Origin of the sequence: Paenibacillus sp. FSL H7-0943, assembly GCF_037963265.1 — a bacterium.
Lineage (GTDB): Bacteria > Bacillota > Bacilli > Paenibacillales > Paenibacillaceae > Paenibacillus_AQ > Paenibacillus_AQ odorifer.
The window spans coordinates 396,415-410,775 of record NZ_CP150148.1; the positions used below are offsets into that span (position 1 = coordinate 396,415).

At 45.6% G+C, this 14,361-nt stretch carries 10 protein-coding genes; 5 read left to right on the forward strand and 5 right to left on the reverse strand.

Annotated features, from left to right (window positions below):
* Nucleotides 1-83: 83 nt before the first annotated feature.
* Complete coding sequence (locus tag NSQ55_RS01795) at nt 84-2,366, reverse strand: TPM domain-containing protein (RefSeq protein WP_339170869.1); 2,283 nt, start codon at nt 2,364-2,366, stop codon at nt 84-86.
* Between the two features lie 175 nt (nt 2,367-2,541).
* Nucleotides 2,542-2,685, reverse strand: a complete 144-nt coding sequence (locus NSQ55_RS01800) for a hypothetical protein (protein ID WP_167348483.1) — start codon at nt 2,683-2,685, stop codon at nt 2,542-2,544.
* Between the two features lie 305 nt (nt 2,686-2,990).
* On the opposite strand from NSQ55_RS01800, the gene NSQ55_RS01805 reads away from it, so the two are divergent.
* On the forward strand, nt 2,991-6,113 hold the full coding sequence (locus NSQ55_RS01805; RefSeq protein ID WP_076185608.1) for an EAL domain-containing protein: 3,123 nt from the start codon (nt 2,991-2,993) through the stop codon (nt 6,111-6,113).
* 117 nt (nt 6,114-6,230) lie between these two features.
* Here the strand turns inward: NSQ55_RS01805 and NSQ55_RS01810 are convergent, their stop codons facing one another.
* The gene (locus NSQ55_RS01810; protein ID WP_076185610.1) at nt 6,231-7,325 is read right to left on the reverse strand and encodes a GGDEF domain-containing protein; all 1,095 of its coding nucleotides are present in this window, start codon (nt 7,323-7,325) and stop codon (nt 6,231-6,233) included.
* Between the two features lie 234 nt (nt 7,326-7,559).
* Here NSQ55_RS01810 and NSQ55_RS01815 point away from each other — a divergent pair, with 234 nt between their 5' ends.
* A complete protein-coding gene (locus tag NSQ55_RS01815) occupies nt 7,560-9,074 on the forward strand; it encodes a methyl-accepting chemotaxis protein (RefSeq protein WP_076304763.1) in 1,515 nt (504 codons plus the stop codon).
* Nucleotides 9,075-9,149: 75 nt separating this feature from the next.
* On the opposite strand, the gene NSQ55_RS01820 is transcribed toward NSQ55_RS01815, so the two are convergent.
* Nucleotides 9,150-9,665 carry a nucleotidyltransferase family protein gene (locus NSQ55_RS01820; protein ID WP_339174372.1) on the reverse strand — a complete coding sequence of 172 codons (516 nt, stop codon included), beginning with the start codon at nt 9,663-9,665 and terminating at the stop codon, nt 9,150-9,152.
* Nucleotides 9,666-9,926: 261 nt separating this feature from the next.
* On the opposite strand from NSQ55_RS01820, the gene NSQ55_RS01825 reads away from it, so the two are divergent.
* The 3 genes from NSQ55_RS01825 (at nt 9,927) to NSQ55_RS01835 (ending at nt 13,639) form a co-directional block, all read left to right on the forward strand.
* Entirely contained in the window at nt 9,927-11,531 is a 1,605-nt protein-coding gene (locus NSQ55_RS01825; protein ID WP_339174374.1) for a sensor histidine kinase, read from the forward strand.
* Nucleotides 11,528-12,256 (forward strand): LytTR family DNA-binding domain-containing protein, encoded by a 729-nt coding sequence (locus tag NSQ55_RS01830; RefSeq protein WP_339170874.1) that lies wholly within the window; start codon nt 11,528-11,530, stop codon nt 12,254-12,256. The genes NSQ55_RS01825 and NSQ55_RS01830 overlap by 4 nt, the downstream gene beginning before the upstream one ends.
* 126 nt (nt 12,257-12,382) lie before the next feature.
* A complete protein-coding gene (locus NSQ55_RS01835) occupies nt 12,383-13,639 on the forward strand; it encodes an OFA family MFS transporter (protein WP_339170876.1) in 1,257 nt (418 codons plus the stop codon).
* Between the two features lie 343 nt (nt 13,640-13,982).
* Here NSQ55_RS01835 and NSQ55_RS01840 read toward each other — a convergent pair whose 3' ends face one another.
* Nucleotides 13,983-14,306, reverse strand: a complete 324-nt coding sequence (locus NSQ55_RS01840; protein ID WP_339170878.1) for a hypothetical protein — start codon at nt 14,304-14,306, stop codon at nt 13,983-13,985.
* Between the last annotated feature and the right edge of the window lie 55 nt (nt 14,307-14,361).

Consider the following 14,361-nt stretch of genomic DNA (forward strand, 5'->3'; position numbering starts at 1 on the left):
ATAATTCATAATTAAAAAGACTCTTCCGCCCATATAAGCGAAAGAGTCTTTTTGTATATCCATTTGCATCTAATGGTGAGGAATTACCACTTAGAGCCACCCGATGAATTTCCACCGGATTTGCCGCCGCCACCGCCCCAAGAAGAGCCGCCGGAGGATTTGCCGCCACTGCCGCCACCACCCCAGGAAGAGCCGCCGGAGGAACGTCCCCCACCGAATCCGCCTGAAGAAGGAGGACCAGAGGACATCCGTTTACGGGCTTGCGCACGCCGCTGTTGCTCTCTCATCATGGCTAGCTGGGCAAGCCGTTCTTCCTCTTCTTTTTGGCGAATGATTCGGTTCGCTTCATTCACAAAGGAAGTGATCTGAGCGTCATAAGCGCGGCCAATCGATTCCAGTTCCTCCAGGTTGTAAGGCCGGGATGACAACCGTTGCTCCAACTGGCTATATTCCGGCAGTAAGGATAACTCAAAGCGGATTCTGGAAGACAAGCCTCTGCTGTGCAGCATTCGCTGGGTCGTCTCTACCCGACTTTGTCCTTCGGAGAAGAGACGTTGTACTTTATCCAGTCTTTCATTTAATGCATTTAGACTTTCAGAGACGCCGTCATATTGCCGGCCAGCTTCATCCTGCAAGGACAGCAAGCGCTCCAGCGCATCGTGGGCCTTGTCATATTCGCCCCGTTCATCACTGGTCCAGTTCTCAATTTGCGCCACTTCACCTGCGCCTTCCCGAAGACGTGTGCTCCACTCCGTCAGAATGTTCTCTACGCTAACTATATGCTGTTCTTCGAAATGTACACGTGCTTCTGTAATTCGGGCCTGCAGCTCGTCTCGCCGCTGCTTCAAGTGGCTCCATGTGGTGCGGAATGTCTCTAGATCTCTGCGGTTATTCTGCCGCAGCAGTGCTTGCTGCTCTGTCATAGCAACAGCTTCATCCAGAAGCAGATCTAGACTGGCGCCGATTCTGCGCACCTCATCCATATCTCCTATACGCAGCGGCGCTTCAAGTGTCAACGATTCTACGCGGGCCTGCTCTAGGTGGTCATATGGCTTAACCTTCATATTATGCAGTGAATTCTGTTCAATGATCCCGGTGATTTTGGCACGTGCCGCAGCAAATACCGTAGGAAATTTGTTTAGCTTATCATCATAGAGATCAACATCCTTCAGATCCTGTTCGATTTTTTCCTGACGTTCCTGTGCATCCTCGGTAACCTCTTGTGCAGCAATGGGATCAAAAAGCTCCAATTGGTCTGCCTTAGCAGTTTCCTCCGCAAGCTCTTTAAGTTCCTCTACAATTTCTTGAAGCTCATACCCGGTTTCTTTAACTGCACCTTGCAGCTGTTCTTCAAGCTCTGGCGTATCCTCTTTCAGCTCTGTAATACGCTGTTTGACATTGCGGTCAGCTTCGCTAATGACAGCAATGTGTTTCTCTTCCTCTTCAAGCGCTGTGCGGAAGGCAGCTTCGGTCTGCTGCAATTGTTTCACGGCTGTCTTGAGGGCAGCCAAACGATAAAATGCTGGCTGAACGCCTTGACCTTCACTTTGTAGTGCGGAGATTTCAACGAGCTTGGCGGACAGTCGCTTGGAAATACCTTCGACTAGCTCTCCCGTCTTCCCTTGAACGATCCCTTGAAAAGGGTTTAGCGATTCCAGTGCCCGATTTGCCTGGACCATTAAATTAGATAACTGTTTCTGTTGCTCGCTAAGCTGCTTGCGTCGACGCAGACCTGTAACCATTACAAAGAGTAGAAGGAGGATTAGAAGGGCTCCGATAAGAATCGCTGCAATCATAAACATGGAGCTGCTGGAGCGGTTTACATCATTCCCGACCCCGGCTGCGCTCCCGCTTCCTGCGGTTCCTCCAGTATTGCCGGCACGATCTCCGATGGAATGGATGGCATTAATCAAAGCCTTTGTCCCGCCAGCGAAGTCCCCTTTTTTGGCATAAGGAATGAAATAGGTGTCGAGCAGTTTTTGGATGGCTGAACTTCCCGAGGACCCTCCCTGATTCTTAGACCAAGTATTTAACGAGCTTTGAAAGCCTGGATTTAAGAAATTTAGCTCAATGGACTGGTCACCAGCGGAGATCAGCAGTAGAAGATCCCGCGTGGACAGTTTCCACGAGTCGTAAACCTTGTCTGCATACTTATCAGCTGGAGTACCGTCTGTGGAATCTACAGTGAGTACATGGATGGTCATGAGTTCTCCAGTGGCGGTAGCAGAAATAGACGCGGCTTCTGCGGAAGTGAACATTTCAGCGTTATCGGTAACGAATCCCTGCTGTGCAGGAATTCCAGCGGCGTATGCACCAGGTACCCATAACAGGCTGAGCATTAAGAATAAAGCTATATACTTTTTCAAGCTGACACGCTCCGATCTGAAGGACTTTTTATTCAATATATTATGCTGATAATTATACTATATCATTAACCATCAGGTGACCTGGAGATACTCCAATTATTATATAGTTATGTCTGCATACCAACAAAAAAAGCCATGCCCCCAAATAAGGGAACACGGCGTATACTCGGAAGCATTATCTTGTCGGCAGACAGAGAATGTATTGCAATCTGGATTTAATTTCTTTTTGCCATTTCAAATCTCCAACTTTAACGGCAAGATTGAGCAGATCCAGATAATCGTCAACCTGTAATGTTGTTCGGGTAGAGGTAACGTTCATGGGTGATCAGTCTCCTTTTAACTTAAATATAGTAAATTGAAATTATTAACGCTTATAATAATGATAATCATTATCAACGTTTATCGTTATTGCTATTATCCACATTTTCTATGTAAAAAGCAATATAAAAATCAAGACTTCGTAACTTTTATCATTTACAAATAAAAGAGTCCATCGAAAGATGGGGATTTGCGTATAATGTGTGGTTTTAGGAAAGAATTAGCAGGAATCTTACCATATTTTGTCGAATACTTTTTAGAATAATGCTTTAAATTCTAAATTTTAGCAAAAAGGGGAATTGGGCAATGAAGCGGTGCACAATGTTGCTTCTGATTATTTTTCTGCTTTTGCTCGTACCTCCTACAGCCGCTCACGCCGAAAGAGAGGATATAAGGTACCAAGTAGAACTGGAATATCCACCTTATAAATATGTAGAAAACGGGTATTTGACCGGGTTTGATATTAATTTGAGCACGATGATTTTTGAGAAGCAGGATTACCTTATTCACTACAGTACTGGGCAATGGGATGAAGTATACAGTCGGCTGATTCAAGGAGATATTGAGATAGCAGGTCTTATGGCAATTACGGAGTCGCGTAACCAAGAGGTGTTATTTTCAGATCCAGTTATTAAGAATTATATTTCCATCTATGCAAGGCGAGAGCTTGAGGATGAGATCGATTTAAAGACGTTGGGAAGTTATAAGATTGGGTTAGGGAATGGGCAGTATTCTGCAACCGTGCTGAACAGCAAGGTGGGGATTACAAATTACATAGAATATGCAACGACTCCTGAAGCTTTGAAGGCTTTAGAAAATGGGGAAATCGACCTTCTATTTGAGAATCAGGAAGTGATTGATTATCTGATTGCAGAGCAGAAATTGAAGGGGAGTATTATCAAAAAAATGAGCAATCTCTACCCTAGGGATGTCGCTTTTGCAATAAGTAAATCCTCTCCGGAGCTAGTGACTTATGTTAACGAGAGATTGGATCGCCTGCATCGGTCAGGTGCTTTTGAAGAGCTGTATCAGCACTATTTCTTCGTTCATTCGGATTATTATAAAGTTATGATGCGCAATAGATTTATTGTGGGAGCCATTATTCTGCTCGGCCTTCTGATCATTAGTGCGGTTTTGCTAAAAATGTATATTAATCACTTACGGCGGGCGGTTTATTCGGAACAGCAATTTTTTGAGGATGTAATAGAGCATAGCGGTATGGTAGTTTGGGCTGTGCAGGCGGATAAAAAGGTAGTTCGGTTTAACAATTACGCTGAGCGAATGACGGGTCTATGCGAGAATGAAGTAGTGGGCAAAAACATTGAGGATATAGAGGGGCTGACAGGCAGTACGGCGGCTATTCGGAATCTGCTGGAAAGGGCCGTACAGCTTGACTATGTTGATAATATCGAGCATAAACTTCCTTACAATTCGCCAGCAGCGCGGTATTTTTCATTTCGGACCACCTTGTTGAAAGGATTGGATAAGCAGGCAGCTGATATTTTTGTGCTTGTAGGAGTGGATATCGATGAGCGCAAACAAAATGAGCTAAGGCTTCAGCAAAGTTATGAGGAACTGGAAGCTACTTACGAAGAGCTGTCAGCGACAGAGGTCGAGCTACAGGAGCAATTTGCTAAGCTGCAAGTAGGTGAACGACGGTTCAGTCTCGCGACAGAGGGTTCTGGTGCATACATGTGGGAGCTTGATTGGGAGACAGGACTGTATAATCTATCGGATCGCTGGTACAAGCTCATGGGCTATACGGAGGATGAAATCAATTCTTTCGAAAATGGGGTGCTTAGTATTATTCATCCCGATGACCAGCCATCATCCCAAAAGGCAAGACATGATCATCTGGCAGGTTTAACACCTATCTACGAGACGGAATACCGCATGCGGACAAAAGATAATCAGTTCGTCTGGTTTGAGGTAAGTGGTAAAGCTATCGTTGATCCAAAGAATGAAGTTGTGTTATTTATCGGTTCGCTGATTGATATTAGTAAGCGGAAGCAGGTAGAGCTAAAGCTGAGCAACAGTTATCAGGAGCTTGAGGCAACCTATGAACAGCTTACAGCCACACAGCAGGAGCTTGTAGAGCAATACGATATGCTGGTGGAGAATCAAAAACACATGCATCGTCTAGCTTATGTGGATGAGCTTAGTAATCTACCCAACCGTGTATGTCTACTGGAATCTATGGAGAAATATCTGCAATGTTCAGGAGGCAAGGCGGCGCTGTTGTTCGTAGATACCGATAATTTTAAATACATCAATGATACCTTAGGGCATAAATCCGGTGATGTTCTTATTCAGAAGGCTAGCAAAAGGCTGCAGTCGGTGGTGCGGGAAGGAGATATGCTCTCTCGGCTCGGCGGGGATGAATTCGTGATTTTTATTAAGGATATAGAAAACCACGAGGATGTGCTAGACCTGGCGGAGCGTATCATGAGAGCGTTCAGGCAGTCCTTTTTAATCGGAGAGAGTTATTTGTACGTTTCCGTAAGCATCGGAATTTCCTTTTATCCGGAAGATGGGGAGACCACCGAGCAAATCTTGAAAAATGCGGATGTCGCTATGTACCGGGCAAAAGAGGATGGCAAAGGGACTTATGTGGTATATGACAAATCCATGCATACTGCGTTTAATGAACGGATGAATATAGAGAAACATTTGCGCAGTGCCATGAATAATAATGAGTTTGAGTTATATTATCAACCGCAGGTGGATATCCAGTCTGGATTAATCTCTGGTTTTGAGGCTTTAATTCGCTGGAATAGTCCAACGCTGGGCTTTGTATCTCCACTTTCCTTTATCAAAATCGCCGAGGATTCCAGGCTGATTATTTATATTGGAGAATGGGTGCTTAGGGAATCGTGCATCTTTATGAAGGGCATTCAAGATCGTATGGGCATTCCTTACAAGATATCAGTTAACATTTCCATTATTCAACTATTGCAGGATGATTTCGTCGAGATGGTGCAGGAAAGTCTGGCTGAAAGTGGGCTAAAGCCTAGTTGTCTTGAACTGGAAATCACCGAGTCTATTTTTATGGAATCGTTTGAGAGTATCGTGAATAAGCTTCAATTCCTCAAATCCCAAGGCATTCGTATTGCGCTGGATGATTTCGGAACGGGATACTCATCTCTTAGTTATTTGCAGCAATTGCCGATTTCTACGCTTAAAATGGATAAAACCTTTATCGATTCGCTTTCGGAAAAAGCTTACAGCCAGTCTTTTGTGCAGACCATTATACAGCTGGGCCACAATATGGGGCTGGAGGTCGTTGCGGAGGGAGTGGAAGAGATCAGCCAGCTGGATTTCCTCAGAAAATCGGGCTGCGATAAGGTACAGGGATATCTGGTTAGCAGACCTGTTCCGAAGCAGGAAGTGGTGGAGCTTTTGGAACCGCAGAAGCGTTACGGAATATAGCAGTGGATACACAGCCCTCATCTCAAGGTGGGGGTTTTTGGTATGAAATGCTTCTGAAATTAAGGCTTTGCAAAAAAACAAGCTCCGACAGATAAACAGCATCTGTGGAGCTTGCCATTAGCTGATGACAATTTTGTTCTTCCCGGTGTTTTTAGCTTCGTAAAGTGCATCATCAGCCTGCTGAAAAGTAGAATTTTTGGAGTCTGCACCTGTGTAATCATGCATCCCGATACTGACGGTTATGCTTTTCCCTTCCATTTCGGCAAAAGGGGTATCGGCGACTTTGGCTAGAATTTGTTGCATGATTTCATAGGATTGCTCAAAGGTTTTGGTTGTCAGAATGACAATGAATTCCTCGCCCCCGTACCGCGCGGCGAAATCATCAGGACCGATATACTCGAGCAGGATCGCTGCGACTTTTTGTAATACGATATCTCCAACGGAGTGGCCATAGCAATCATTTACTTTTTTGAAATTATCGATATCCATAACGGCAAGCTGCATGGAGAATGGATTACTCTGCTGATGCTCGATTAGCCAACCCAAATATTCGTGAAAAGTCTTGTGATTATACAGATCAGTCAGGGGATCTATCTTAGATAGACGATCCATGATTATATTCTGAATGCGTAATTCCTGTTCTGACTTGACGGAGTTCTGCAGGGATTGCATCAAATCACGTCCACGAACGATTACTGCAAAACCTGCCAAAGCAGTGCCTGCAAAAATAAGAGCGATAATGATTGTTTGGGTGATCGGGAAGTACTCGTGAATGGATGTCTTGGTGAATAAAATGATCGTGTACAGTAGAGAAATAGCAGAAGTGGCTATCATATAACTGCTCTTCAGATAGATCATCGAGACTAGTAGCGGGAACAGCATAATTAATGATTTAACATGCAACTCATCGCTGAGATTGACGATAATCAAAACCGCAAATAGATGGCTTGCAACCGTAATGGCGAGTTGGGCCCACAGAGGCCTCCATCTATAGATTACTTCTAGAATAATGATCAAACTCACTATGATGGAATCAGAAATCAACGAGTGCTCAATATAACCGTTCCTGGTTGGGGTTTCCGGACGCTGGCTCCATAAGGATAGAGAAACAATGAACTGAATACTTAAATACACAATCAGGATGATCCAGAATGAATTGAGAAGTACACGATTCCAATAGGTCTGACGAGGAGTTTGAGGTGTGGCGCGCATAATGTGATCCTCTTTTCCAGTGGCAATATGCTTATATATTCGACAATAAGCTCAGGTTTCCTCTTGATGGCTTTCTTGGAAGCGGGAGATCAACAAGCATCTTTATAAGGGGAGATTGCCTGGCCCGGGGAATGATTGATCGAAAAGGAATACTATAGAAAGTATTTCCTTTAATTAACTCTGCTGATATAATGTTAGAATACATAACATCAATCGAGTGGAGTGGAAGTAAAGATGCAGATCCGTCGAAACCAGATTTTCGTAGTCGTCCTGTTGCTTCTTGTCAGTGTGTACAGCTTATTGATTGATATGCTCTGGATGCATAAGCTGGTGATTATTCTGCTTATGGGTTCTCTAGGATGGTTCTCGCTGAATACATCCCGCTACGGTTATCGCAAAGAAGCGCTGCTGAAGGAGTCACAGAACAAAGTGGAGCTTCTTGGCAATGAGATTGTAGTTACCTCGGATCGGCTGCATGGTGCGCTTGAAGAAATCAGCCGCCATACAGAGCAGCTGCAGCAGACAGCAGATTATTCACACGCGTATGAAACGGATTTAAGGATTCGCAGCAACGAAGCTAAAGCCAATATTGAAGGGGCCTATCAGACGATGGGCGGTGTAGCCTCAGTTACAGCACATATCGAAGAATTGACGGAAAAACTAGGCTCGAATATGCAATATGCTCGGCAAGGAATGACAGCAATGGTAGATTCCCTGAGCATTGCAGATGTGGTGATGAAGGATCTGCAAACACAGAGTGGGGACATGTTAGCTAAGTTTACTACCCTGAGTAATCATATTGCGATGGTAGAGGAGATCAATACATTGATTAACTCCATTGTGAATGAGACCTCGTTGCTCGCGCTGAATGCTTCTATTGAAGCGGCCCGGGCCGGTGAACAGGGCCGCGGATTTGCAGTAGTGGCCAGCCGGATTCGGCAGCTGGCTGATCAAAGCAAGAGCTCGGTAGACCGCTCCTCAGGCATCTTGCTTGACATTAATAATGGAGTACAGCAGGTGCTGGAATCCGTTACGAAAGAGCAAGTCTCAGTGGAGCGTGGGGTGAACGAGGTCGGCACGGTTAAGCTTCGACTCGATGATATCGCGTCGAGAGTAGATGAAGTAGGCAGCGCCGTGACGGAAACAATCGATGCTGCCGCGAAGCAGGGCAAGCTGATTGTAGAAGTGACAACGGAGCTGAGCGGTGCGGTGGCTATCGTGAATGAGACGATTGCCAATGTAGACCTTACGCTTGAGCAGGTGACACGGCAGCGGGACCAGATTGGGCAGCTGAACGAAGTCAGCGCCAATCTGTTAGCGGAGTCGCAATCCTTGCAGCAATCGGTTACTAGCATTGCGGGCAGAGCGGAAATTGAGATGAGCCAATATGCAGCCCGGCTTCAGGAAATGCAGAGTCTCTTGGAGACAATTTCCGCCAAGGAAGAACTTTACGCTCCAGATACTGAAGTTCATCAAGGTGTTTTGAACGCTTACATTAAGAAAATTCCAGATGTACAAGCCATTTGGTCCAATCGGACGGATGGAACCTTTATCTACTCCGAGCCAGCGGCTGGCCTGTTGAATGCTAAGCGGCGTGATTGGTGGAATGGGGCCATGAATGAAGGTGAATATGTCTCTAAACCTTATGTATCCGCGATTACGAAACGTTCTTGTATTACATTATCTAGAGCAATCCGGAATCGTCAGGGAGATGTAGTAGGCGTGGTTGGTATTGATTTAGCGGTGTGATAAAGCAACAGCAGCAAGCCCTTCTGTAGCAGAGGCTTGCTGTCTTTTTTATTCCGATGCTAACACAACTTAGCTTTAGGTAGCGCTGACCTGCAATTGCTTCCACGTTGCCTGCCAGTTTTTTTGTGCAATTCGTTTTTCATAAATAGGGAGTAAGTTCGGATTATTGTTGAAATGAGGGGTAGCCCGTAACACTACATTAATAACATCTGCAATCCCATGCGGAGCGGTTAGGATAACCTTACCGTATTCATCTAAGGAAAGCCCAAGCGCTGTAGCTGTTTCCGGAAACTTGGAGATGGCATCTACAGATGACGTATAGGGCGCAAGGTTGTTAATGGTATGCATTCTTGCTTCATTCTTAACGGACCATGGCACATGGGGATTTAAATTTCTTAGTTTTGCCTCCCATTGCTTTTCCACTTCCTCATGAAGATTGCTGCTGTCATAATAAATAACATCAATATCTGGCAAAGGGGTCCGCTCTTCAAAGCCATGTAAGGTATCCCAGATTTTTGAACGTACAAACCCAGCACAAACCCACCAGTCAGGTAACTGTAGCGATCTGGCATTTTCTAAAATATCCATCATCCAGGGGTCATTATGTACAAGCTGAATGATATCTGCCTCGTGTTCTATCTTGTGCAAACTGCCACCTCCGAATATTCATGCTTCCAATCTGTTAATATCATACAACAAGAGTTTCAATAGAGGTATAAAGGGACAGGCTGAATGGACAGAGGCATGAACTATCTTTATAATGAATCGACATCGAGACCTTTGGAGGCGGTGACCGTGCAATATACGTTTACTATATTACTGCAATTGTTGGAAAGAGCTGCGTTATTGCTGATGTGTCTGTTTGTATTGACTCGTCTGCCGCGGTTTAAAGAGGTTTTTCAAAAAGGGAGTTACGCTCCGCAAGAGCTTGCTATTGCGACGATGATCTTCAGCTTATTTGCCATTTTCGGCACTTATAGCGGGATTAATGTGGAAGGTTCGCTTGTGAATGTGCGAATTATCGCCATCGTATCTGGCGGGATTTTGTTCGGGCCATGGGTTGGACTTATAACAGGCATCATCTCAGGGGTTCACCGTTTTCTGATTGATATCGGAGGGGTAACCTCTCTTCCTTGTCTGATTACGAGTATCACCGCAGGCATAGTGTCTGGGATAATCTATCGCCGCACCTCTGGTGAACGTCGCTGGATAGCAGGGATTTTGGCGGGAATGGCCTGTGAGGCACTGACGATGCTGCTCATTCTAGCGATGGCTCAGCCGATGTCGCTGGGTGTGGATATCGTGTCCAAGATCGCTTTTCCGATGATTATGAGCCAGATTAGTGTCGGCCTGATTGTTGTGCTAGTGCAGAGCGTGGAAGGTGAGAAGGAACGGATCGCGGCTAAGCAGTCCAAGCTGGCGCTTGATATTGCCAATAAGACCTTGCCGTATTTTCGCAATATTAATCAGGAGTCGCTGCACACCATCTGCCAGATCATCAAAGAGGATATCGGTGCAGACGCTGTAGCGATTACGGATACTCGGTTTATTCGTGCCTATGTTGGCGTGGGTGAGGAGGATTATGAGACAACTAACGATATTATCAGTGAGGAAACTAAAGTAACGTTGTCCAGTGGTGAAATTACCATCCGTAACGATGATAGTGATTACGTGAATCCGCAGATCAAGTCGCTGATCATTATTCCTTTGAAGGAAAAGGGTGAGGTGACGGGAGCGCTCAAAATCTATTACACCAAAGCCCACAAGATTACCTATTCGCTTCAAGCTATGGCCGTGGGTCTGTCACAAATGATCTCTACCTTGATGGAAGTGTCGCGGGTGGAAGGCATTAAGGAAATGGCGAACAAAGCGGAGCTGAAGGCACTGCAGACCAGCATTAACCCGCATTTTTTGTTCAATGCACTGAATGCGATTGCGTCCTCGATTCGAATTAATCCGGATAAGGCACGCGAGCTGATTGTGAATCTGTCCGGTTATATGAGATACAATCTGGAGCTTACCGATGAATTCATTGATATCAAACGAGAGCTACAGCAGGTCCAGCAATACGTAGAGATCGAAAAGGCGCGTTTTGGAAGCCGGCTTAACGTGCTTTATGATATTGATGAGGTTCAGGTTCGAATTCCGAGTCTGATCATTCAGCCGCTTGTAGAAAATGCGATTATACATGGCATACTGAAGGTAAGAGGGACAGGAACAGTAACGATTTCTGTAAAAGACCACGGGGATACCGTACGGGTGGGCATTCGCGATACCGGAGCTGGCATCAGCGAGGAAACGATAGAGAAGGTCTATACTGGCGATATGCCGGAGAATAAAATCGGGCTGTTTAATGTACACCAACGGGTAAAGCTGATCTATGGGACTGGACTTACCATTCAGAGATTGGATAAAGGGACGAACATCTTTTTTGATGTTAAAAAGGAGGAACAATGAGAGCGATCATTGTAGAGGATGAAGAGCTGGCAAGACAGGAGCTGGCTTATTTAATAGAGACGCACAGCGGGATTGATATAACGGCACAGTTTGAAGATGGGCTGGACGCGCTTAAATTTTTGCAGAGTGATACGATAGATGTGATTTTTCTGGATATTAATATTCCCTCCATCGACGGAGTGCTGTTGGCACAAAATATCAGTAGATTCTCGGTAAAACCCTACATAGTGTTCATCACTGCGTATAAGGAGCATGCCGCTGAGGCGTTTGAGATTGAAGCTTTTGACTATATTCTTAAGCCTTATAGCGAGGTACGCATCAAAGCCATGCTGCACAAGCTGGAGAATTCGTTTGCCAGCCGTGGACGACAGGGGGAAGAAGAGCGTAATCCGGTCAGTGACAAGGTTAATCTGTGGAAAAATGAAAAGATTATCGTAGTGAATGCCGACGATATTTATTACGCCTCCGCGCAGGAAAAAAGTACAAGTGTGATGACTAAAGGTGAGGAATACAGCATGGCACTTAGTATTAGCGATTTCTTTCAGCGGCTGCCGCAGGATCGTTTTTTTCGCTGCCATCGTTCCTATATTGTTAACCTGTCCAAGATCAAGGAAATCATCCCGTGGTTCAACAACACGTATTTGCTGCGCCTGCATGATTTAGATTTTGAAGTGCCGGTAAGTCGTAGTAAGGTAAAGGAATTCAGGCAGATTATGCGCTTATAAATGCAATTCATTCTTCATTTCCGTCATCTCATGCCGGATTTCTCTCAACATTGGCTGGTTTAGCTACAATAAAGAGGCGATAGAAGCTCTTGTAGCAGACAACGAGAGAGAAAGAAGGAAAAGACCATGACTACGACAATGGACAGCAAAAGCACCAAACGGTGGCTAATCGTATTAGGTACAGTAATTATGCAAATGGGCCTAGGTACCATCTATACATGGAGTTTATTTAATGCGCATCTGGTAACAAAATTTGGTTGGGAGCTTAACTCTGTTTCCATTACTTTTTCTATAACGAGCTTTGCACTCGCTTTCGCGACCTTGTTCGCAGGGAAGCTGCAGGATCGTTTCGGGCTTCGCCGTTTGACTGCTACTGCTGGGATTGTGCTCGGACTAGGATTGATTCTTAGCTCCCAAGCCAATTCACTCTTCATGTTCTATTTATTGGTTGGGGTGATCGTTGGTTTTGCGGATGGGACAGCTTATATCACTTCATTATCTAATTTAATTAAATGGTTTCCGAATAATAAAGGTTTAATCTCCGGCGTGTCCGTTGGTGCTTATGGAACGGGGAGTTTGATCTTTAAATATATTAACGGCGGGTTGATTGACTCAGTGGGTGTGTCTAATACATTTATGTATTGGGGTTTGATTGTTATGGGAATGATTGTAATCGGTTCCTTGCTCGTAAGAGAAGCTCCGGTTCAAGCGGCCCCAGCACCAGCGGGTTCAACGACAGCTACAGTAATGAGTTCACCGAAAGACTATACGGTCAAAGAAATGCTGCGGACAAAAGAAGCTTATCTGCTATTTATCATCTTTTTCACCGCTTGTATGTGTGGTCTGTATTTGATCGGTATTGTAAAAGATATCGGCGTGAAGCTGGCTGGACTTGATGTACAGACAGCAGCTAGTGCGGTGGCTATGATTGCGATCTTTAATACAGCGGGACGTTTAATTCTGGGTGCTTTATCTGACAAAATGAGTCGCTTGAAGCTGGTAGGCGCATCGCTTGCTGTAACTGCGGCGGCTATGCTGACCCTCAGCTACGCGACCCTGAATTTCGGACTTTTCTTCACTTGTGTAGCAGCCATTGCGTTCTGCTTTGGCGGGAATATCACGGTGTTCCCCGCCATTGTCAGCGACTTCTTCGGACTGAAAAATCACAGTAAGAACTACGGAATCGTTTACCAAGGTTTTGGTATTGGTGCCCTTTCCGGTTCGTTTATCGCCGTCTTCCTAGGCGGATTTAAACCAACCTTTGTTATCTTTGGCCTCTTGTGCTTGCTGGCCTGCATCATCGCGGTTTCCCTGAAACCGCCAGTGGCGAAGTCGAAAGAGAAAAAAGCGCTGCGTCTCAAAGCAACGGAACGTACGGCTTAAGATGTAATTGAAGCTAGAACCAGGCAGTGATTCTCCCGTTAGTGGAGAATCGCTGCCTGGTTTTTTTGATTTGTGGTGGCTTGCTGAGCTGAGACTTGTTTGGGCGGATTATCTTCAATTGGGAGAAGGAGTTTTGCTGGGATCTGAGAAGTAACTGCATTCTGTGCAACTATTCCGTATGAAATAGTGAATCTTCGGATTTTAGTTGTATTCTGTACAACTAAAAACTCGAGATGTAGCTTATAGGCGAAAAAACCAAGGAAATAGTTGCACCAAATACAGCTATATCTAATGGTGGCGTGATGCGTGAAAAAATAGTTGTATGAAATACAGTTAAATGTGATTACCCTTGCACCAGCACCAGCACCAGCACCAGCACCAGCACCAGCACCAGCACCAGCACCAGCACCAGCACCAGCACCAGCACCAGCACCAGCACCAGCACCAGCACCAGCACCAGCACCAGCACCAGCACCAGCACCAGCACCAGCACCAGCACCAGCACCAGCACCAGCACCAGCACCAGCACCAGCACCAGCACCAGCACCAGCACCAGCACCAGCACCAGCACCAGCACCAGCACCAGCACCAGCACCAGCACCAGCACCAGCACCAGCACCAGCACCAGCACCAGCACCAGCACCAGCACCAGCACCAGCACCAGCACCAGCACCAGCCCCTACATCACTACGAGCACCTACACCAGTACCTGCATCTATACC

Excerpts from the sequence above, each read along its gene's own strand:
- NSQ55_RS01800 (WP_167348483.1), bottom strand. The coding sequence starts at position 2,685 with ATGAACGTTACCTCTACCCGAACAACATTACAGGTTGACGATTATCTG.
- NSQ55_RS01805 (WP_076185608.1), top strand. The coding sequence starts at position 2,991 with ATGAAGCGGTGCACAATGTTGCTTCTGATTATTTTTCTGCTTTTGCTC.
- NSQ55_RS01810 (WP_076185610.1), bottom strand. The coding sequence starts at position 7,325 with ATGCGCGCCACACCTCAAACTCCTCGTCAGACCTATTGGAATCGTGTA.
- NSQ55_RS01815 (WP_076304763.1), top strand. The coding sequence starts at position 7,560 with ATGCAGATCCGTCGAAACCAGATTTTCGTAGTCGTCCTGTTGCTTCTT.
- NSQ55_RS01820 (WP_339174372.1), bottom strand. The coding sequence starts at position 9,665 with ATGATGGATATTTTAGAAAATGCCAGATCGCTACAGTTACCTGACTGG.
- NSQ55_RS01825 (WP_339174374.1), top strand. The coding sequence starts at position 9,927 with ATGTGTCTGTTTGTATTGACTCGTCTGCCGCGGTTTAAAGAGGTTTTT.
- NSQ55_RS01830 (WP_339170874.1), top strand. The coding sequence starts at position 11,528 with ATGAGAGCGATCATTGTAGAGGATGAAGAGCTGGCAAGACAGGAGCTG.
- NSQ55_RS01835 (WP_339170876.1), top strand. The coding sequence starts at position 12,383 with ATGACTACGACAATGGACAGCAAAAGCACCAAACGGTGGCTAATCGTA.